This window comes from Blastococcus sp. CT_GayMR16, from assembly GCF_004570875.1.
In the GTDB taxonomy this organism is placed as follows: Bacteria; Actinomycetota; Actinomycetes; order Mycobacteriales; family Geodermatophilaceae; genus Blastococcus_B.
In genome coordinates this window covers 142,282-162,012 of the sequence record NZ_SPQK01000002.1, presented here as the reverse complement: position 1 = coordinate 162,012, position 19,731 = coordinate 142,282, and the positions used below count along the sequence as shown (strand labels likewise).

19 protein-coding genes are annotated in these 19,731 nt (G+C 73.4%); 5 read left to right on the top strand and 14 right to left on the bottom strand.

Going from position 1 to position 19,731, the window contains the following annotated elements:
• Positions 1-72: 72 nt before the first annotated feature.
• Complete coding sequence (locus E4P38_RS03400) at positions 73-597, top strand: RNA polymerase sigma factor (protein ID WP_245160752.1); 525 nt, start codon at positions 73-75, stop codon at positions 595-597.
• A complete protein-coding gene (locus tag E4P38_RS03395; protein ID WP_135130307.1) occupies positions 594-1,469 on the top strand; it encodes a VOC family protein in 876 nt (291 codons plus the stop codon). Before E4P38_RS03400 ends, E4P38_RS03395 begins: the two co-directional genes overlap by 4 nt.
• On the opposite strand, the gene mnhG is transcribed toward E4P38_RS03395, so the two are convergent.
• The 14 genes from mnhG to E4P38_RS03325 form a co-directional block, all read right to left on the bottom strand.
• Positions 1,457-1,918 carry a monovalent cation/H(+) antiporter subunit G gene (gene mnhG / locus E4P38_RS03390; protein ID WP_135130306.1) on the bottom strand — a complete coding sequence of 154 codons (462 nt, stop codon included), beginning with the start codon at positions 1,916-1,918 and terminating at the stop codon, positions 1,457-1,459. The two genes, E4P38_RS03395 and mnhG, sit on opposite strands and share 13 nt — an antisense overlap.
• Positions 1,915-2,238, bottom strand: a complete 324-nt coding sequence (locus E4P38_RS03385) for a monovalent cation/H+ antiporter complex subunit F (RefSeq protein WP_245160751.1) — start codon at positions 2,236-2,238, stop codon at positions 1,915-1,917. The genes mnhG and E4P38_RS03385 overlap by 4 nt, the downstream gene beginning before the upstream one ends.
• The gene (locus E4P38_RS03380) at positions 2,235-2,801 is read right to left on the bottom strand and encodes a Na+/H+ antiporter subunit E (RefSeq protein WP_135130305.1); all 567 of its coding nucleotides are present in this window, start codon (positions 2,799-2,801) and stop codon (positions 2,235-2,237) included. The genes E4P38_RS03385 and E4P38_RS03380 overlap by 4 nt, the downstream gene beginning before the upstream one ends.
• On the bottom strand, positions 2,798-4,519 hold the full coding sequence (locus E4P38_RS03375; protein ID WP_209308915.1) for a Na+/H+ antiporter subunit D: 1,722 nt from the start codon (positions 4,517-4,519) through the stop codon (positions 2,798-2,800). Before E4P38_RS03375 ends, E4P38_RS03380 begins: the two co-directional genes overlap by 4 nt.
• Positions 4,516-5,028, bottom strand: a complete 513-nt coding sequence (locus tag E4P38_RS03370) for a Na(+)/H(+) antiporter subunit C (protein ID WP_135130304.1) — start codon at positions 5,026-5,028, stop codon at positions 4,516-4,518. Before E4P38_RS03370 ends, E4P38_RS03375 begins: the two co-directional genes overlap by 4 nt.
• Positions 5,025-7,910, bottom strand: a complete 2,886-nt coding sequence (locus E4P38_RS03365) for a Na+/H+ antiporter subunit A (RefSeq protein ID WP_135130303.1) — start codon at positions 7,908-7,910, stop codon at positions 5,025-5,027. The genes E4P38_RS03370 and E4P38_RS03365 overlap by 4 nt, the downstream gene beginning before the upstream one ends.
• Positions 7,911-8,015: 105 nt before the next feature.
• On the bottom strand, positions 8,016-9,833 hold the full coding sequence (locus E4P38_RS03360) for an ABC-F family ATP-binding cassette domain-containing protein (RefSeq protein ID WP_135130302.1): 1,818 nt from the start codon (positions 9,831-9,833) through the stop codon (positions 8,016-8,018).
• Between the two features lie 15 nt (positions 9,834-9,848).
• On the bottom strand, positions 9,849-10,751 hold the full coding sequence (locus E4P38_RS03355) for a transglutaminase family protein (protein WP_209308914.1): 903 nt from the start codon (positions 10,749-10,751) through the stop codon (positions 9,849-9,851).
• Positions 10,752-10,824: 73 nt separating this feature from the next.
• The gene (locus E4P38_RS03350) at positions 10,825-11,775 is read right to left on the bottom strand and encodes an alpha-E domain-containing protein (RefSeq protein ID WP_135130301.1); all 951 of its coding nucleotides are present in this window, start codon (positions 11,773-11,775) and stop codon (positions 10,825-10,827) included.
• Entirely contained in the window at positions 11,769-13,367 is a 1,599-nt protein-coding gene (locus tag E4P38_RS03345) for a circularly permuted type 2 ATP-grasp protein (RefSeq protein ID WP_135130300.1), read from the bottom strand. Before E4P38_RS03345 ends, E4P38_RS03350 begins: the two co-directional genes overlap by 7 nt.
• Positions 13,368-13,419: 52 nt before the next feature.
• Complete coding sequence (locus tag E4P38_RS03340; protein WP_135130299.1) at positions 13,420-14,724, bottom strand: MFS transporter; 1,305 nt, start codon at positions 14,722-14,724, stop codon at positions 13,420-13,422.
• Positions 14,721-15,317: a helix-turn-helix domain-containing protein gene (locus tag E4P38_RS03335; RefSeq protein ID WP_135130298.1), complete on the bottom strand. Its 597-nt coding sequence runs from the start codon at positions 15,315-15,317 to the stop codon at positions 14,721-14,723. The genes E4P38_RS03340 and E4P38_RS03335 overlap by 4 nt, the downstream gene beginning before the upstream one ends.
• A gap of 56 nt (positions 15,318-15,373) precedes the next feature.
• Entirely contained in the window at positions 15,374-16,171 is a 798-nt protein-coding gene (locus E4P38_RS03330) for a class I SAM-dependent methyltransferase (RefSeq protein WP_245160750.1), read from the bottom strand.
• The gene (locus E4P38_RS03325) at positions 16,168-17,187 is read right to left on the bottom strand and encodes a methylenetetrahydrofolate reductase C-terminal domain-containing protein (protein WP_135130297.1); all 1,020 of its coding nucleotides are present in this window, start codon (positions 17,185-17,187) and stop codon (positions 16,168-16,170) included. The genes E4P38_RS03330 and E4P38_RS03325 overlap by 4 nt, the downstream gene beginning before the upstream one ends.
• Positions 17,188-17,305: 118 nt before the next feature.
• Here E4P38_RS03325 and E4P38_RS03320 point away from each other — a divergent pair, with 118 nt between their 5' ends.
• From E4P38_RS03320 to E4P38_RS03310, 3 genes are read left to right on the top strand one after another with little or no spacing between them, the layout of a single operon-like run.
• The gene (locus E4P38_RS03320) at positions 17,306-18,307 is read left to right on the top strand and encodes a pirin family protein (RefSeq protein WP_135130296.1); all 1,002 of its coding nucleotides are present in this window, start codon (positions 17,306-17,308) and stop codon (positions 18,305-18,307) included.
• A gap of 26 nt (positions 18,308-18,333) precedes the next feature.
• On the top strand, positions 18,334-19,302 hold the full coding sequence (locus E4P38_RS03315) for a pirin family protein (RefSeq protein ID WP_135130295.1): 969 nt from the start codon (positions 18,334-18,336) through the stop codon (positions 19,300-19,302).
• A complete protein-coding gene (locus tag E4P38_RS03310) occupies positions 19,299-19,727 on the top strand; it encodes a PPOX class F420-dependent oxidoreductase (protein WP_245160749.1) in 429 nt (142 codons plus the stop codon). Before E4P38_RS03315 ends, E4P38_RS03310 begins: the two co-directional genes overlap by 4 nt.
• The last annotated feature ends 4 nt before the right edge of the window (positions 19,728-19,731 follow it).

Here is a 19,731-nt window from a genome sequence, read left to right as displayed (position 1 = left end):
CTCGTCGTCAGGGCGTCGGAGAATCCGACTCCCGGACGACGGAGGGACATGGGCAGCCAGGGATCGCGTGCGGTGGAACCACCGCCCGATCCCGGGCTGCTGTCGATCTACGACCGCGCGCTCCCCGAGGTCTACGGCTACCTCCTCGCCCGCTGCAGCCAGCGCGCCCTCGCCGAGGACCTCACAGCCGAGACCTTCCTGGCCGCGGTGCGCGCGGAGGCCGACGGCGGCACGCCGACCACGGTGCCCTGGCTGATCGGCACCGCCCGCCACAAGCTCGTCGACCACTGGCGCCGCCGCGAGCGCGAGGAACGCGGCCTCCGCCTGCTCGACGGCGGTATCGAGGCCGGCGCCGAGGACCCGTGGGACGCCGAGCTCGACGCCCTCCGCGCCGCCGAGGTGCTCGACCACCTCTCCCCGGCCCACCGCTCGGCGCTGACCCTCCGCTACCTCGACGACCTCCCGGTCCCTCAGGTCGCCGCCCTCCTCGGCCGCACGCTGCACGCGACCGAGGCGCTGCTCGTCCGCGCCCGTGGCGCGTTCCGGCGGCAGTACGAATCCACCGCGTCCCCCGAGCTGCCGGGAGGTGCGTCATGACCGACGCCGAACGGCCGTTCCGCTCCCTCGCCCGGCCCACCACTCCGGTCCAGCCCGACCCGGCGTTCGCCGCCGCGCTCCGCCGGCGACTGGAGCGCGCCCTCCTGCACCAGCCCTCCCCACCCCCGGCTCCGAGGAGTTCCGCCATGTCCGCGATCGTCCCGTACCTCGTCGTCCGCGACGCCCGAGCCGCCATCAACTGGTACGCCGAGGCGTTCGGCGCACGCACCGTCGGCGACCCCTACCTCGACGGCGACCGCATCGGTCATGCCGAGCTCGAACTGGCCGGCGCGACCCTCTACCTGGCCGACCCCTACCCCGAGTACGGCCTGAACGGGCCCGGGGACGGCAAGCCGCCGGTCTCCCTGCACCTCTCGGTGCCCGACGTCGACGCCGCCATGGCCCGCGCCGAGGACGCCGGGGCGACCGTCGAGCGCGCGGCCTCCGACGAGCCCTACGGCCGCACCGGCCGGATCCTGGACCCCTACGGCCACCGCTGGATCGTGCAGAGCGCCGCGGCCGCCGCCACGCCCGCACCGAAGCCGGGCGACGCGGTCTACCTGACGCTGCAGGTGCCCGACGGCGCCCGCGCCCGCGACTTCTACGAGGCGGTGCTCGGCTGGTCGTCCGTGCCGGGCCGGGTGCCCAACGGCTGGCAGGTCGAGGGCACGACCCCGATGATCGGCATCGGCGGCGGCACCACCGAGCCCGGCATGGTGCCGATGTACGCCGTCGACGACATCGAGGTCGCCGTGGCCGCCGTCCTCACTGCCGGAGGCGAGGCCGGCGAGATCGAGCGTCAGGCCTACGGGCTCTCCACCCTGTGCCGGGACGACCAGGGGCTGCCGTTCTACCTGGGTCAGCTGGCCTGAGGACCCTGCTCGCGGTCGGCGTCCTCACGGCGGCTCTCGACCAGCGCCTCGGCCGGGTGCTCCGGCGGCGCGTCCGCGGGCTCGTCACCGCGGTAGACGCTGTCGCGCCCCTCGGCGTCGCGGAGCTCGTCGACCAGCAGCAGGTCGCGGCGCACGTGCCGCCGGCGGTAGGCCACCCGGCTGATCATGTGTGCGCTCACCGGTGCGGTGAGCAGCTGGAACGCCGCGACCAGCAGCAACATCCACGCGGCCGCCAGTCCCTGCAGCCGGATCGCGCCACCGACCATCACGAGCAGGATGCCCAGCACCTGCGGCTTGGTGCCGGCATGCATGCGCGAGAGCACGTCCGGGAAGCGGACCAGCCCGACACCGGCGGTCAGGCACAGGAACGCCCCCGCCAGCAGGCAGGCGGCCGCGACGACGTCGGCGACCGAGGAGAGCACGCTCATCGCCCGGTCTCCCCTTCCTCAGCTGCCTGGTCGGTGGCCGCCGATCTCAGCAGCATCCCGCCCACGTAGCGGGCGATCGAGACCGAGCCGACGAACGCCAGCAGCGAGACGACGACCAGCACCGGCACGACCGTGGGGTCGCGGGTCAACGCCGCATGCACGGCCAGGCTCGCGGAGATGATCACCAGCAGGGTGTCGGTGGCCACGACCCGGTCCAGCAGCGACGGACCACGGGCCAGCCGCACGAGCGCCAGGAGTGCCCCGCTGCCGAGCAGGGCGTGCGCGACGACGGCGACGACGGTCATCGGGTCGACAGTCATCGCGTCGTCCGCGCGGAAGGCTGTTCGGCCCCGAGGGCGGCGATGTCGTCGGCCGTGCCGAAGGCCCGCACGATCCGCTCCTCGGTGGCGAGCACGTCGGCCTTCTGCGCCGCGACGTCCGCGAGGTCGGCGACGTGCAGCAGGTGGACCGAGATCAGCCGCGCCTCCCGGTCGAGGTCGAGCACCAGCGATCCGGGCACGAGCGACAACGTCTCGGCGACGACGGTGAGCAGCAGGTCGGAATCCACGCGCAGCTGCACCCGCACGATCGCCCCTTGCTGCACACCGCCCGGACCCAGCGCCCGCCAGGCCACCTGCGCGCCGGAGACGACGAGGTCGACGAGGAAGTGCCCGACGAACAGCACCAGAGGCAGCGGCCGGACCCGCGTCCCGCCCACCACCGACGGCAGGGGGAGCACCAGCATGACGACCAGGGCCACCGTCAGGCCCGAGAGGACGTTCGCCCACGACCACGTGCCCCACAGCAGGATCCACACGACCACGAGCCAGCCGAGCAACGGCAGTTGGTGACGCAGCCGCGAGGCGACCGGTTGCTCGCTCATTCGCCCTCCTCCGCCGGGACTGGGCCGTCGAAGACCGCCTCGACGTAGGGCGTGCGGTCGAGCAGGTCGCGGGCGGCCCGGTCCGTGTAGCCGTAGAGCGCGCCGGCGATGCCGGTCAGCGACACGGTGACGGCCACCATCACCGCGGTCGCACCGACCATGACGCCGGGCAGCGGCCGCAGCGCACGGACCGACGCGGCCCGCGTGGCGGGGAGGGACGTCCCCGCGGTGGCGACGTCCTCGTGCCGCTGCCAGGCGGCGCTCCACGCCGCGCGCCGCTCGGTCGGCGGCTCGAGCTCCCCGGACCCGGGCTCCCCGGCACCGACCGGCACCGGCTCCCGGGCCTGCACCCCCGCGTCGCTCGCCGCCGCCGCGGCGGTGTCGTCGAGCGGCTCCTGGGTCGGTGGCCGCCAGAACGCCCGGGTCCAGACGCGGGCGACCGCGAGCAGCGTGAGCAGGCTGGTCACCACACCCCCGGCGACGACCGTGAGCGCGAGCGCGCTGCCGTCGGCCACGCCGGCCTGCAGCAGACCGAGCTTGCCGATGAACCCGGAGAACGGAGGGATCCCCGCGAGGTTCATCGCCGGCACGAAGAAGAGCACCGCGAGCAGCGGCGAGCGCTTCGCCAGTCCACCCAGCCGGTTCACCGACGTCGAGCCGCCCTGCCGCTCGATGAGCCCCGCCACGAGGAACAGGCTGGTCTGGATCGCGATGTGGTGGGCCACGTAGAAGATCGCCCCGGCCAGCCCCGCCGCCGTCCCCAGGGCGATGCCGAACACCATGTAGCCGATGTGGCTGACCAGGGTGAACGAGAGCATCCGGCGGATGTCGGTCTGCGCGACCGCGCCGAGGATGCCCATCACCATCGTGGCCAGGCCCGCCCACATGAGCAGGTCGTCGAGCCCGCCGCCCGGGAACAGCAGCGTCTGGGTGCGGATGATCGCGTACACGCCCACCTTGGTGAGCAACCCCGCGAACACCGCCGTCACCGGTGCCGGCGCGGTCGGGTAGCTGTCGGGCAGCCAGGCCGACAGCGGGAACACCGCCGCCTTGATGCAGAACGCGATCAGCAGCATCGACTGCAGCAACAGCTGCATGCCCTCGGGCAGATCGCCGAGCCGCATCGCCAGCTGGGCCATGTTCACGGTGCCGGTCGCGGCGTAGATCAGCCCGATCGCCGCCAGGAAGATCAGCGAGCTGGTGAGGCTCACGACGACGTAGGTGATGCCCGCCCGGACCCGCGGCGCCGACCCGCCCAGGGTCAGCAGCACGTAGCTCGCCATCAGCAGGATCTCGAAGCCGACGTAGAGGTTGAAGAGGTCGCCGGCCAGGAACGCGTTGCTCACGCCGGCGATCAGCACGAGGAACGTCGGATGGAAGATCGACAGCGGCGTCTCCTCCGACCCGTCCGCCGACCCCTGTCCGACGGCGAACCAGAGAACGCCGAGGGCGACCGTCGAGGCGACGACCAGCATCAGCGCCGACAGTCGGTCGACGACCAGCACGATCCCGAGCGGCACCGGCCAGCCGCCGACGGAGATCGCCGTGGCCCCGGAGGAGTCCGCCTGCAGGAGCAGCACCACCGAGACCACGAGGACGGCGGTGAGGACGACGAGGCTGACGGTGCGCTGCGTCCGCGGATGCCGGCCGACCAGCAGGTTGGCCGCGGCACCGAGCAGCGGCAGCAGGACGGGCAGCGGGGCCAGCACGGAGATCATCGCCGGTCCTCCCCGGCCAGGGGCAGCGTGACGTCGTCGGCCAGGTCGGGCAGGTCGGCGCCCGCGCGGCGGCGGGTGGACAGGCTGTCGGAGTGACCGGCCGGGCGGTCCCCGGGGGCCAGGTCGTCGGGGTCGAGTTCGTCGGCATCGGTGTCCCGGCGCCCGGCGACCCGGCGGTCCTCCTCGTCGTTGGCGACCGCCTCGTTGCGGGCCAGCGCCCACGAGCGGTGGATCATCGCCAGGATGAACGCGGAGATGCCGAAGGTGATCACGATCGCGGTGAGGATGAGCGCCTGCGGCAGCGGATCGCTCATCTCCTCGGGCTCGGCGTAGCCCAGGATCGGGGCCAGCCCCCGGTATCCGCCGGTGGAGAGCAGCAGCAGGTTGGTCGCGTTGCCCAGCAGCAGGAAACCGACCAGGACCCGGGTGAGGCTGCGATCGAGCAGCAGGTAGACGCCGGCGGTGTACAGGCCGCCGATGATCACCGGGAAGACGACGGTGGGGGTCATCGCACGATCACCTCGCCGGGCTCGGCCTCGATCGGGTCGTCCTCGTCCTCCTGCCGGTCGAGTTCGGCGCCGAGCGAGCGCAGCACGTCCAGGACCAGGCCGACGACGATCAGGTAGACCCCCATGTCGAAGAAGAGCGACGTCACGAGCTTGACGTCGCCGAGCACCGGGAGCGTCGTCTCGAGGATCGCCGTCTGCAGCACCTCGGCGCCGAGCAGCAGCCCGGCGACGCCGGTGCCCCCGGCGAACAGCAGCCCGGCACCGAGCAGCAGGCCCGGGTCGACCGGTGCGGCCTCCCCGAGCTCGTAGCGCCCGCCCGCCAGGTACCGCAGGACGAGGGCGAGCCCGGCGACCAGTCCGCCGGCGAACCCGCCGCCCGGCTCGTTGTGCCCGGAGAACAGCAGGTAGAGGGAGAACACCAGGATGGTGTGGAACAGGATCCGGGTGATCACCTCGAGCACGACCGAGCGCCGCTCCGGGGGCAGGGTCGCGCTGGCCGCCAGCCAGCGGCGCCGGGGTGCGCGGCCCGCGGCGGACGGCATCTCCGCGAGGTCCGCGGCCTCCAGGCGGTCGACTCCCCCGGTGCGCCGGCGCAGGAACACCAGGCTGGCCACGCCGGTCGCGGCGACGACGAGGAGCGAGATCTCGCCGAGGGTGTCCCAGGCGCGGATGTCCACGAGCGTCACGTTGACGATGTTCTTGCCGCCGCCGAAGTCGTAGGCCTCCTGCGGGTAGTCCGCCGAGACGGGTGTCGCCGTCCGGGTCGCCAGGGCCACCGCGCCGACGGCGGCCATCAGTCCGCCGACGCCGACCGCGATGACGCCGCGGACCGCGCGCTCGCGGGGGCGGTGCCGCTCGGTGATGTCCTTCGGCAGCTTGCGCAGCACGAGCACGAACGTGACCAGGGTGAGCGTCTCGACCAGGAACTGCGTGAGTGCCAGGTCGGGGGCGCCCTGCAGGGCGAACAGCACGGCCAGGCCGTAGCCGGTGACGCCGACGACGAGCACGACCGACAGCCGCTGCCGGATCCGCAGCGCCATCCCCGCGGCGATCAGGATGACGACGCCGACCAGCGCCTGCAGCGGGGTGTCCCAGAGCCGCCACTCGTCGGGCCAGGGCGCGCGGGTGATGAGCAGCGTGCCGGGCAGGGCGAGCACAACCACGAGAATCGTGCCGAGGTAGGCGGGCAGCGACCCTCGCTGGGTGGTGCCGGTGACCAGGACGGCGAGCCGGTTCACGCCCTGGAGGACGTTCCAGTAACCCTCGTCGGCCGAGGCGCCGACGGCGAACCTGCCCTGCAGCCGGTTGACGGGGCGACGCGCGGCGAACAGGGCCGCGCCGCCGAGCAGGCTGACCGCCGACAGCACGAGCGCGGGCTGCCACCCGTGCCACAGCGCCAGTTTCTCCGCGCTCTCCGCGACCAGCGGCAGCGTGTCGGCGTAGGCCGCGACCAGCGGCTCCAGGAACGGGCTGGCCGGCCCCAGGAGCAGGCCGGTCAGCGACAGGACAGCGGGCGCGGCCAGGAACAGTGCGCCCGGCCGGTGCACGAGGTCGGCCGGCATGGGGCCGGCCGGGTCCGGCTTGCGGGCGAAGGCCCCCCACCAGAACCGCAGCGTGTAGGCGGCGGTCAGCGCCGACCCGGCCACGAGGACCACGAGGACGACGACGGCGGCGGTCCGGTCGGCCAGGCCACCCTCCAGCAGCGCGGCGAACGCGGCCTCCTTGCCCACGAAGCCCAGCAGCGGGGGCACGCCGGCCATCGACAGCGCGGCCAGGCCACCGATGACGGCGACGACCGGCAGCCGGCGACCCAGCCCGGAGAGCCGGCGCAGGTCGCGGGTGCCGGTCGCGTGGTCGACGACTCCGACGGTGAGGAAGAGCGTGGACTTGAACAGGGCGTGCGCCAGGGTCATGACCAGGCCGGCCGCGGCGAGCTCCTGGCTGCCGGCGCCGACGAGCACCATGAGGAAGCCGAGCTGACTCACGGTGCCGAAGGCGAGCAGCAGCTTCAGGTCGGTCTGCCGGAGCGCCCGGTAGCCCCCGACGACCATCGTGGCCGCGCCCAGGCCGAGCACGATCGGCCGCCAGCCCGGGACGTCGGCCAGCCCCGGCGCGAGGCGGGCGACGAGGTAGACGCCGGCCTTCACCATCGCCGCGGCGTGCAGGTAGGCGCTGACGGGGGTGGGCGCCTCCATGGCGGCGGGCAGCCAGAAGTGGAACGGGACCATGGCCGACTTCGTGATCGCCCCGACGAGCAGCAGCACGGTGCCGGCGACCATCGCCGTCCCGCTGCCCGGGTTCGCCACCACCTCCGAGAGGAGGTAGCTGCCGCTGGCCCGGCCCACGAGCAGGATCCCGACGAGCATCGCCAGCCCGCCGGCGGTGGTGAGGATCAGCGCCTGGCTCGCGGCCCGCCGGGCGGCCAGCCGGGTGCCCCCGCCGCCGATGAGCAGGAAGGAGAAGACGGTCGTGAGCTCCCAGAACACGTAGAGCAGGAGCAGATCGTCGGCGAGGACCAGGCCGAGCATCGACCCGGCGAACGCGGTGAGAGTGCCGGCGAACCGGCCGGTCCCGTCGTCCCCCGGCTCGAAGTACCGCGCGCAGTAGACGAGCACCAGGGCGCCGACGCCGGTGACGAGCAGCCCGAGGGTCAGGGACAGGGCGTCGAGCCGCAACGAGATCTGCAGGTCGAGGGTCGGCACCCAGGCCGTCGTCTCCCGGACCTCTCCGCCCCCGGTGACCGTGGCCAGCTGCGCGAGCATCCAGCCGAAGGCGATAGCGGGCACGAGCGCGAGGACGAGGAACGCCTGCCGGCCCCACCAGCGCACCAGGACCGGCCCCAGCAGGGCAGCCAGCAGGTGGAGGAGGAGCAGGAAGGTCACGGGTCTCCGGGAGTCGGCATGGGCTCGGGGACGACCACAGACGTCGGGGGGACACCGGCGGCGGTGACTCCAGATTACCGGCCCCGCGCCACCGGCCCTCCGCGATCAGCCCTCGGCGAGCTCGGAGGCAACCAGCCACTCCTCCTCGACCTGCACCTTCTCCGCATGCACCGCGTTGAGCTGGGCGTCCAGCTCGGCGGCCTTCGCGTAGTCGGCCGCGGCGGCGGCGAGCTGGGCGTGCAGCTTCTTCTCGTCGGCGTCCAGCTTCAGCATCCGCCGCTCGAGCCGCGACGCCTCCTTCTTCGCCGCCCGGGCATCGGCCGCCGAGACCGCCGGTGCGCCGGTCGACGGAGCTCCCACGGCACGGGTCTCGGCACCGGCAGCAGTGGTCAGCGGCGCACCTCCGGCCGCGCGCCGCTGCAGGTACTCCTCGACCCCACCCGGCAGCTCGGCGAGCGTGCCGTCGCCGAGCAGCGCGACGACCTTGTCGCAGACCCGGTCGACGAAGTACCGGTCGTGGCTGACGACCAGCACCGTCCCCGGGAAGCTGTCGAGCAGGTCCTCCAGCGCGGTGAGCGTGTCGATGTCGAGGTCGTTGGTGGGCTCGTCGAGCACCAGCACGTTGGGCTCGGCCATGAGCAGCCGGAGCAGTTGCAGCCGCCTCCGCTCGCCGCCGGAGAGGTCGCCGACCGGCGTCCACTGCCGGTTCGCGGCGAAGCCGAAGCGCTCGGCCAGGGTCGAGGCCGAGATCTCCTGGTTGCCGATCCGGGCGATCCGGGCGACGTCCTGCACCGCTTCCAGCACCCGGGCCCGCGGGGGCAGCTCGGTGACGTGCTGCGAGAGGTAGGCCGGAGAGACCGTCTGGCCGACGACGATCGTTCCGGCGTCCGGCTTCGTCTCCCCGATCAGCAGCTTCAGCAGTGACGTCTTCCCGGCGCCGTTCACCCCGACGATGCCGATCCGGTCACCCGGACCGACGTGCCAGGTCAGGTCCTTGAACAGCATGCGCGGGCCGTCGTCGGTGGGGACGGCGTAGTCGACGTCCTCGACGTCGTAGACGGTCTTGCCGAGTCGTCGCGCGGCGAATCCCTTGAGCGCCATCGAGTCCCGGGCCGGCGGCTCGTCGGCGATCAGCGCCTGCGCGGCGTCGATGCGGAACTTCGGCTTGCTGGTGCGCGCCGGCGGTCCGCGGCGCAGCCAGGCGAGCTCCTTGCGGACCAGGTTCATCCGCCGCTCCTCGGTCACCGAGGAGATCCGCGCCCGCTCCGCCCGGGCCAGCGTGTAGGCCGAGTAGCCGCCGTCGTAGGCGTGCACGCTGCCGTCGGCGACCTCCCACGTGGTCGTGCAGACCTCGTCGAGGAACCACCGGTCGTGGGTCACGACGACCATCCCGCCGGCGCGGGCGCGCACGTACTCGGCCAGCCAGGCGACACCTTCGACGTCGAGGTGGTTGGTGGGCTCGTCGAGGACGAGCAGGTCCAGCGGCCGGATCAGCTGGGCGGCCAGCGCCACCCGGCGTCGCTCGCCACCGGACATCGGGGCGACCGGGGCGTCGAGGCCGAGCCGGTCGAGTTCGAGGCCGGTGAGCACCGAGCGGACGGCGGGATCGCCGGCCCACTCGTGCTCGGCGGCGAACGCCGACGGCGGGAGGACGACGTCGCGCACCGTCGTCCCCGGCGGGAGCGTGCCGGACTGGTCCAGCACGCCCATCGCCATGTCGCTGCGGCGGGTGACCCGCCCGGAATCGGGTTCGTCGGCGCCGGTCAGGAGGGACAGCAGGGTGCTCTTGCCGCCGCCGTTGCGGCCGACGACACCGATCCGTTCACCGGCGGCGACGCCCAGGGACACGTCGTCGAGGATCACGGTCGTGCCGTGTGCCTTGTGCACCCGCTCGAGGTTGACCAGGTTCAGGGGTGCGCTCATCGCCCCCAGTCTCCCTCACGCGAGACGGGTGACCTCCACGGTGACCGTGTGACCTTCGCTCTTGGGCCCGGAGAACAGTCCCTTGAACGGCGGGACGTCGCCGTAGTCACGGCCCCGGCCGAGGGTGACGTGCCGGGTGCCGATCTCCACGGAGTTCGTCGGGTCGAAGCCGTTCCACCCGCCGTCCCACCACTCGACCCACGCGTGGCTCTCCCCCGTGACCCCCTCGCCGATCCCCGCCTTGGGCTTCGGGTGCAGGTAGCCGGAGACGTAGCGGGCGGGCAGCCCGAGAGCGCGCAGCAGGCCGACGGTCACGTGCGAGATGTCCTGGCAGACGCCCTTTCCCTTGGTCCAGGCCTGCATCGCGTTGGTCTTCACGTTGGTCGCGCCCGACAGGTACTCCATGTGCTCGTTGACGAACCGGCAGATCACGGCGCCGGCCTCGTGCGGCTTGGCGTTGCCGACGGCGTCGCGTGCGGCGGCCACCACCTCGTCGTCCATGGCGGTGAGCGGGGTGGGGGTCAGCAGCTCGCCGAACTGCTCGCGCACCTCGCGGGCGGCCAGCGAGCTCCAGCCCACCCGGTCGTGCCCGGCGAGGTCGGGCCCGGCCTCGACGATCGAGGTGCCCGTGACGGCCAGCTCCGCGTGCGGACTGTGCAGGTCGAACGCGGTGACCGTGGAACCCCAGTAGTCGCGGTAGGCGTAGGCGGTGGCCGCCGGTTCGATCTCGACCTTGGAGCGCAGCGTCGTCTGCCGGTTGCTGCTCTCCGGCGTCAGCCGGGCTTCGTTGTAGGAGGAGCGCACCGCGCCGGTGTAGTGGAAGCGGGTGCGGTGGACGACCTGCAGCCGCCAGCGGTGCGGCGCCGTCCGGACCTGCGGCTCGCGGGTCTGGGACTGCGACTGCCTCTGGGGGCTCACCCGATCTCCTCGCTGGCGCTCGTCGACCGGCTTCGCCGTCTCACTGTGTCCCTCGATGAGCTCGCACGCTCGCTCATCCGACCTCCTCGGGCACCCACACCTGCGGCGCCTGCTCGGTGAAGAAGCGGTGCGTCACCGCGGCGCTGGCCGCCGAACAGGTGCGCTGCAGTTCCTCCAGCCGCGCGGGCAGCTGGGACAGCAGCTCGGGGGTGCCCATGAACTCCAGCATGGTGCGCGCCCGGCCGACGATGCGGTGCGCCTCGCCGGTCACCCCGATGCGGGCCGCGTCACGCACGGTGGACCGCTCCAACTCGGCCAGGCACGCCTCGGCCTGCTCCAGCGCGGCGAACACCGAGCGCGGGAACAGCCGGTCCAGCAGCAGGAACTCCGCGGCACGGCTGCTGTTGACCATCCCGCGGTAGGTGCGCAGGTAGGGCTCGTAGGCGCCGGTCGAGCGCAGGACCAGGGTCCAGGACGGCGCGGCATCACCGGCGAGCACGCGGGTGGAGAGGATCCGGGAGGTCATGTCCACCCGCTCCAGCGAGCGCCCGAGGATCAGGAACAGCCAGCTCTCGTCCCGGCTCATCGTGGCGTCGGCCAGGCCGAAGACCATCGCCGAGCGCTCGCGGACGAACCGGAACAGCGAATGCGGCCCGTACCGGCGGGCCATCGTGCGCTGCTGCGGCAGGGCGTTGTGGGTGACGTTGAGCGACTCCCAGATCTCCGCCGAGAGCACCTCGCGGGCGCCGCGGGCGTTCTCCCGCGCGGCCGACAGCGCGCCGACGATCGAACTCGGGCTGGTGCGGTCGAAGGCGAGGGTCGCCAGCACCCGCTCGGTGTCGGCCTCGGCCTCCGGTGTGGGCGACCCCATCAGCGCGAGCAGGTTGGAGCAGGCCCGCCGCTCGTGGATCCACGGGTCCTCGACCAGGCGCTGGGTGTGCACGTCGAGGATGCGGGCCGTGTCGTCTGCCCGCTCGACGTACCGCCCGATCCAGAACAGCGACTCCGCGATGCGGCTCAGCACGGGGTCACCTCGGTCGACCACCCCTGCTGCTGCTGCTGCGACTGGCCGACCACGGTGTCGTTGAGCGGCCCGGGGTCCTGCGCCGGGGGGTCCTCGGGCAGATCGGCGGCGGTGAACTCGATGCGGGTGAGATCGGGCTCCTCGACGTCGGCGGCCTGCCGCGGGGGGCTGATCACCCAGGTGTCCTTGGAGCCGCCGCCCTGGCTGGAGTTGACCACCAGCTCCCCCTCCGGCAGCGCGACACGGGTCAGCCCACCGGGCAGCACCCACACCTTGCTGCCGTCGTTGACCGCGAACGGCCGCAGGTCGACGTGCCGCGGCGCGATCCGGCCACCCACCAGCGTCGGGACGGTCGAGAGCCCGATCGGCTTCTGCGCGATCCAGTCCCGGGGCGTGGCCCGCACCTTGACCGCGAGGTCCGACAGCGTCTTCTCATCGGCGCGCGGCCCGATGACGATGCCCTTGCCGCCGGACCCGTCGACGGGCTTGAGCACCAGCTGGTCGAGCGACTCCAGCACCCACTCGACGGTGTCCCGCTGGTCGAGGCGGTACGTGTCGGCGTTGGCCAGCACCGGCTCCTCGCCCAGGTAGTAGCGGATCAGGTCGGGCACCCACGTGTACAGCAGCTTGTCGTCGGCGACCCCGTTGCCGACCGCGTTCGCGATCGTGACCCGGCCCGCGCGCGCCGCGTTGAGCACGCCGGCACAGCCGATCACCGAGTCGGGACGGAAGTGGACCGGATCGAGGAACTCGTCGTCGATCCGCCGGTAGATGACGTCGACCCGCTGCTGGCCGTCCGTCGTCCGCATGCTGACCTGGTTGCCCGCGCAGATCAGGTCCCGGCCCTCGACCAGCTCGACGCCCATCTGGCGGGCCAGCAGCGCGTGCTCGAAGTAGGCCGAGTTGTAGACCCCGGGCGTGAGGACGACGACCGTCGGGTCGGCCACGTTCGGCGGCGCGGAAGCCTTGAGGGCGGCCAGCAGCTTGCTCGGGTAGTCGGCGACCGGCTGGATCCGGTGGTCGGCGAACAGCTCCGGCAGCACCTGGCTCATCGCGGCTCGGTTGGTGATGACGTAGCTGACCCCCGACGGCGAACGGAGGTTGTCCTCGAGCACGCGGAAGTCACCGGTCTCGTCGCGCACCAGGTCGATGCCGGAGACGTGCACGCGGACGCCGTTGGGCGGCACCAGGCCGTGCGCCTGCCGGTGGAAGTGGGCGCTCGTGGTGATCACGCTGCGCGGCACGATCCGGTCGGTGAACACCTGGCCGGCGCCGTAGACGTCGGCGAGGAACGCCTCCAGCGCGAGCACCCGCTGCTCCACGCCCCGCTCGATGACCGCCCACTCGTCGGCGCCGATGACCCGCGGCACGATGTCGAGGGGGAAGGGCTGCTCCTCACCGGCGTGGGCGAAGGTGACCCCGGCGTCGCGGTAGGTCTGGCTCAGCACGTCGGCGCGGGCGGCCAGTTCCTCGCCGTCGATGGGCTGCATCGACGCGAAGAGGCCGGCGTAGGCCGCCCGCGGCTGACCCACCCCGCCGAACATCTCGTCCCAGACCTCGCCGAGGGGGTAGCCGTCGAAGAGATCCGCCATGCGTCGAACCTAGTGAGGACGTGTGTCTCGCGCGTTTCGAGCCGCGGAGGCATCACGCGCCCGGATGGACGTGTCCGGTCTCCTCGAGCGCGTCGTCCGGCCCGACGGGCACCGTCGCCCGAGGAAGCGCGAGGCAGGCCACCGCCCCCAGCAGGACGACGACGGCGACGGCCAGGAAGCCGGCCCCGGTGCCGAGCGCGGCGGCGAGTGGCGGGACGGCGAGGTTGCCGAGGATCCCGCCCAGCGCCATCGCCAGCGACATCGCCGACACCGCGGTCGCACGGCGGGCCGCGTCGACGCGGGTGTGCAGGACGGCGCTGAGCAGCGGCCACGTGGAGCCGTGCGCCAGGTAGTAGACGGCGAACCCGGCGCCGGCCACGAGCAGGACGTCCGGACCGGCCAGCACGGCCATCGCCGCGGCGCCCATCGCGAACAGCAGTGCGCAGGTCAGCCGCGTCGAGCCGCCGAGGAGCCGGCGCAGCGCGGTGACAGCCATCGCCCCCACCGCGGCGACCCCGAACGAGACGGCGAGGACCGTCCCGTACACGGCGGCGCCGTCGTCGCGCCCGCCCGCCAGTTCCGCGAAGCGCACCGGCCCGAGCAGCTCGCAGGCGACGAGCCCGACCCCGCCGACCGCGGTCAGCAGCAGGACCAGCCGCATCGGCCCGTCGGTGACCGACAGCCGGACCGCTCCGGTCACCGTGGCCGGCATCTCGCGCATGCCTGCGGCGACCGCCGCCCCGACGCTGCCCTGGCGCGGCCGCCGCTCCTCGGTCAGCAGGCGCACGACCGCGACGACGAAGACGACGTCGAGGGCCGCGGCACCCAGGTAGGGCAGGGCCAGCGCCTGCGCGCCTGATCCGCCGAGGACCGCGGGCAGGAACCCACCGACGATCGCGCCGAGAGCCAGGCTCCCGCCGTCCGCGGCCGAGTGCTTCGACAAGCCGGGTGCGACGTCGGCCGCCGGGTCGATGCGGTGGACCGTGTCGACGTACCAGGCCTCGACCGGGCCGCTGTCCAGTGCCCGGCCCACGCCCATCAGCAGGATCCCGGCCAGGAAGCCGGGGAAGCCCGTCGCCGTCGCGAACACCAGGCAGGAGGCCAGGTGCAGCACGGCGCCGGCCACCACGACCGGACGGCGGCCGAGCACGTCGGCGAGCCCGCCGGTGGGCAGCTCGAGGACGATCACCACGATCCCGTGCACCGTGAACAGCAGGCCGATCTCGGCGAGGGAGAGCCCGCGGGCCTGCGCGAGGAGCACGGTGATCGGCGTGGTCAGGCCGACCGGCAGCCACCGCAGGACGGTGAGCCCGACCAGCCGCCGGGTGGCCGAGCGGACCGTCGTCGGCGCGCTCATGACGGCCACTCCTTCAGCGGGACGACGTCCAGGAGGACGGACACCAGTTCGGTGCCATCGGCGGGGGTGTCGCTCGGGTGCTCCCCCATCCAGCGCGACAGGACCGTCAGCAACTCGTCCGCCAGCGAGCGGGCCTGCTCCGGCCGCAGGCGGAGCACGAAGTCGTTGAGCGAGGCCGCGGCGGTCCACGCCGGACCGAGCTCGGCCCGCTGCGCCTGCCAGGCGCCGAGGATCCGCCCGTGCACGTCGAGCTGCATCCGGATCAGCTCGTCCTCGACCTCGGCACCACCCTCCTGCTCGAGGACGTCAGCGACCTGCCAGCTGGTCATCCGGTGCCGGGCGCGCCACCACCGCTCCCGGGCCGTGCCCTGGCCCTCGACCTCCTCGACGAAGCCGTACTCGGCGAGCTGCCGCAGGTGGTAGCTGGTCGACCCGCTGCTCTCCCCGACCACCCGGCCGAGCTGGCTGGCGGTGGCCGGGCCGTTCAGGCGCAGCTGCCCCAGCAGGCGATTGCGGAGTGGATGGGCCAGCGCGCGGAGGGCCCGGACGTCCGTCACCTGGACGGCGGGCTCCAGCGGCGTCTCGTCGGGCATAGGGCGACGGTAGAAGTGCAAAGACTTCTTTGCAAGACTTTCTTTGCACTCTTGGGTCAGACGGCGGTGGCCACGCCCAGCCAGGCCCGGAGATCGCCGTCGGAGAGCAGCCGGCCCACGCGGCTGGAGTTCTCCTCCGCCTGCCGGAACGCGGGATCGTTTCCGTGCCGGCGGGCGATCTCGGCCGCCACGGCGTCGGCCCGCTCGCTCCAAACCGCTGGACTGTCGCCGAGGTCGACGTCGGTGGTCTCCCCGAGGGCGAACCCGGCCTCGGCCAGCAGGCCGCGCAGCTCCGCCTCCGAGGGAAACTCGTTGCCGTCGGGCAGCGGCGCCGGCTGCGGATCGTCACCGACGAACAGCGGCGGCGGCAGCGGCCGGTCGGCGACGAAGACGAGCAGGCCCAGCCGGCCGCGGTCGGTCAGCACCCGGCGCAGCTCCCCCAGCGCTCCCGCCTTGTCCGAGGTCGTGCAGAGGACGCCGAGGCACCAGGCCGCGTCGACGGCGTCGTCGGCGAACGGCAGCTGCTGGCCGATGGCGACCACCGACGGCAGCCCGAACAGCCGCCGGCTCGCCCGCACCGCCGAGGCCATGGGCTCGGCGCAGAACGGTCGCAGCCCCCGCTCGGCCGCCAGCCACCCGGCCGGGCCGCCGACGCCGGCACCCGAGTCGAGCATCCGGGTGCCGGGACCGAGCTCGAGCCGGTCGGCCAGCCAGCGCAGGGCCCCTTCACTGCCGCTGCCCCGGCATCCCGCGGGGACGGCGTACTCGGGCCCCAGCGCGCGGACCGCCTCCTCCGTCCACCCGGCGACGGTGTCGAACTCCGCCTCCATCGCCTCGCTCCCGAGCCCGGTCACAGTGCCCCCCTCAGAAGTGCCGCCACCTCGGCCTTGACCTGCGCACCGTCGTCCACGCCGCTGCTCGACCCCGTGCCGGAGAGGTTGACGCCGACGACGCCCGGGATCGCCAGCAGCGCCCGAGCCTCCGCGACCGCCGCCGCGATCCCCGCGACGCGGGGGTCCGGCGCGGCGAGCACCCGCTCGACGACAGCGCCGTCCAGGCGGAGACCGGGAAAGCGCTGCAGCACCCGCGCCGACGGCTCGTCGGTGTAGACGGCGACGCCGGCGATGAACGGCAGAGTCGCCCCGGCGCCGCGCGCGGCCTCGACGAAGGCCGCCACCCGGGCGGGACTGCTCACGTGGTTCAGCACGCAGAGCTGCGCGCCGGCCCGCTGCTTCTCGGCGACCCGGGCGGGCCGCAGCTCCACCGGCGGCGCCTCCGGCGACTCCGGGACGGCGACCGGCAGGCCCATCCCCGCGGCGAGGCCGGCGAGGCGGATGCCGTCGAGGTCGAACACCTGGGTGACGCCCGGTCGGACGCTCGCGCCGCGGCCGTCGCCGGTCACGCAGAGGACGCCGTCGACGCCGACCGCCGCCAGCCCGGCCAGCTCCTGCTCGAGCACGACGCGGTTGCGGTCACGACAGGCCAGCGTCGTCCAGACGCGACCGCCTGCTCCGATGACCTCGGCCGCGAACATCGTCGGCGGGAAGTCGGGCCGGTTCGCGTGCTCGCCGACCAGCAGGCCGTCCGCGACCGGCGCGAGGACGTCGACGACGCGGCGCACCGAGGCCGGGTCGAAGGGGATGACGGACAGGTCCGCGAGCACCACCGGGGCGTGCGTCGCTCGATCGAGGAGCGTCGACGGCGTCCTCGGCTGGACCGGCGGCCCGGGCCAGCGCACCAGTGGATCCGACAGGAACACGCAGGGGTCCTCGTTGAGCTCGCACCGCCCGTCGTCCCGGACCCCGCCGCACGGGCCGAACACCATCCGCTTCGGACAGCCCACCCGGGGGACGTCGGACGCGGGCTGCATCCCGGGAGCCTGCCCCCGGCGCCCGCCGCGAAACCCCGCCCTGACCGGCGAGGGAAGACATCGGGGGCCGGCAGCGCTACAGTCACCGCTAGTTGAGAACTCAACCAAGGAGCCCTGCATGCCTGCCGTCACCGTCGAGGACACCACCACTCTGCCGCGCGTCCCCGTGCCCGCACCCGGGACGGTCCGCCGCCGGGTCCGCTCGGTCACGACCGCGCCGTCCGGCTTCGAGGGTGAGGGCTTCCCGGTCCGCCGCGCGTTCGCCGGCGTCGACCTGCGCGATCTCGACCCGTTCATCCACATGGACCAGATGGGCGAGGTCGAGTACGCGCCGGGTGAGCCCAAGGGCACCAGCTGGCACCCGCACCGCGGCTTCGAGACCGTCACCTACATCATCGACGGCACCTTCGAGCACGCCGACTCCCACGGCGGCGGCGGCACGATCAGCAACGGCGACACCCAGTGGATGACCGCCGGCGGAGGCGTCCTGCACATCGAGAAGCCCCCGGAGCACCTCGTCCTCAGCGGCGGGCTCTTCCACGGGCTCCAGCTGTGGGTGAACCTGCCGCAGGCCCAGAAGTGGGTCGAGCCCCGCTACCAGGACCTCCGCGCCGACGAGTCCGTGCTGCTGGCGAGCCCCGACGCCGGCGCCTTCCTCCGGGTCATCGCCGGTGACGTGGCCGGCCACACGGGCCCCGGTTCCACCTACACGCCGATGGCGATGGTGCACGCCACCGTCGCCCCAGGCGCCACCCTCGACCTGCCGTGGCGACCCGACTTCAACGCCCTCGTCTACGTGCTCTCCGGCGCGGGTTCGGTCGGCATCGACGGTCACCCGGTGCGCACCGGCCAGCTCGCCGTCTTCGGTCCCGGCGACACGATCACCATCAACGGGGCCGTCCAGCAGGAGTCGCGGACGCCGGCGCTGGACGTCGTCGTCCTCGGCGGCGCCCCGATCCGCGAGCCGATCGCCATGTACGGGCCGTTCGTCATGAACACCCGGCAGGAGGTCATGGACGCGTTCACCGACTTCCAGGCCGGCCGGCTCGGCTCGATTCCCGCGCAGTACGTTCCCCACTCCGCCGTCCGGGGCGAGACTGGGCAGACGCCGGAAGCCTGACGTCCCGACCGGACCGGAGGACCGCCATGAGCAATCTCGACCGCCATCCGGCAGCCCGTGAACTCGGTGGCCTCGAGGCCACCGCCGCCGGGCCGGCACTGGACCTGCTGCCCGGCAAGGAGGTGCTGCTCGGCGAGAGCACCCGCGTCCGCCGGCTGCTGCCCACCCTGGGCCGCCGGCTGGTCGGTGCGTGGGCGTTCGTCGACCACTACGGCCCGGACGACGTCGCGGCCGGTTCGGGCATGCAGGTGGCGCCGCACCCGCACACCGGGCTGCAGACGGTGTCGTGGCTGCTGGAGGGCGAGGTCCACCACCGGGACTCCCTCGGCAGCGACGTCACCTTCGGCCCCGGGCAGTTGGCCCTGATGACCGCGGGGCACGGCATCGCCCACTCCGAACAGTCCCCTCACCCGCATCCGCGGTACCTGCACGGCGCCCAGCTGTGGGTGGCGCTCCCCGACGCGAGCCGGGAGGCCGTCCCGGCCTTCGAGCACCACGCCACGCTGCCCGGCTGGACCTCCGACGGGCTGACGACGACGGTGCTCATGGGCACCTTTGGCGGTGCCACCTCCCCGGGCACCGCGTACACCCCGCTGGTCGGCGTCGACCTCGCCCTGGCGGCGGGCGCCGACGTCGAGGTGCCGCTCGAGCAGGACTTCGAGTACGGGCTGCTGGCCTCCTCCGGGGCGGCATCGGTGGAGGGCGCCCCGCTGGAGCGAGGGTCGATGCTCTACCTGGGCACCGGCCGGCGGTCGCTGCGGCTGACCGCCGCCGAACCGACCCGCCTGCTGCTGCTCGGCGGCGAGCCGTTCGAGGAGCACCTGGTCATGTGGTGGAACTTCGTCGGCCGGTCGGGCGAGGAGATCGCCGACTACGCCGACCAGTGGAACTCCGAGTCCGAGCGCTTCGGCGCCGTCGTCGGCTTCGACGGCGCCCGCCTGGAGGCCCCACCGCTCCCGCCGGTCCCGCTCAAGGCCCGCGGTCGGCAGCGTTGAGCACCGACACGCGCATGCTCGCGTTCGTCGCGCAGCAGAAGTGGGGCGTGCTCGCGACGATCAAGAGCGACGGTCGTCCTCAGCTGTCCAACGTGGGCTACTCCTACGACCCGGAGACGCAGCTGTTCCGGGTGTCGGTGACGGCCGACCGCGCCAAGACCCGCAACCTCGAGCGCGACCCGCGGGTGACCCTGCACGTGGCGTCGAAGGACTTCTGGACCTGGGTCGCCGTCGAGGGCACCGCCGAACTCACGCCCGTGGCCGCCGATCCGAACGACCCGACCGTGGAGGAACTGGTCACCTACTACCGCGGGATCAACGGCGAGCACCCGGACTGGGACGAGTACCGCGCCGCGATGGTGGCCGACCGTCGCCTCGTCGTCCGTTTCCGGGCCGAGCACACCTACGGCCAGCTCCCCGCCTGACCGA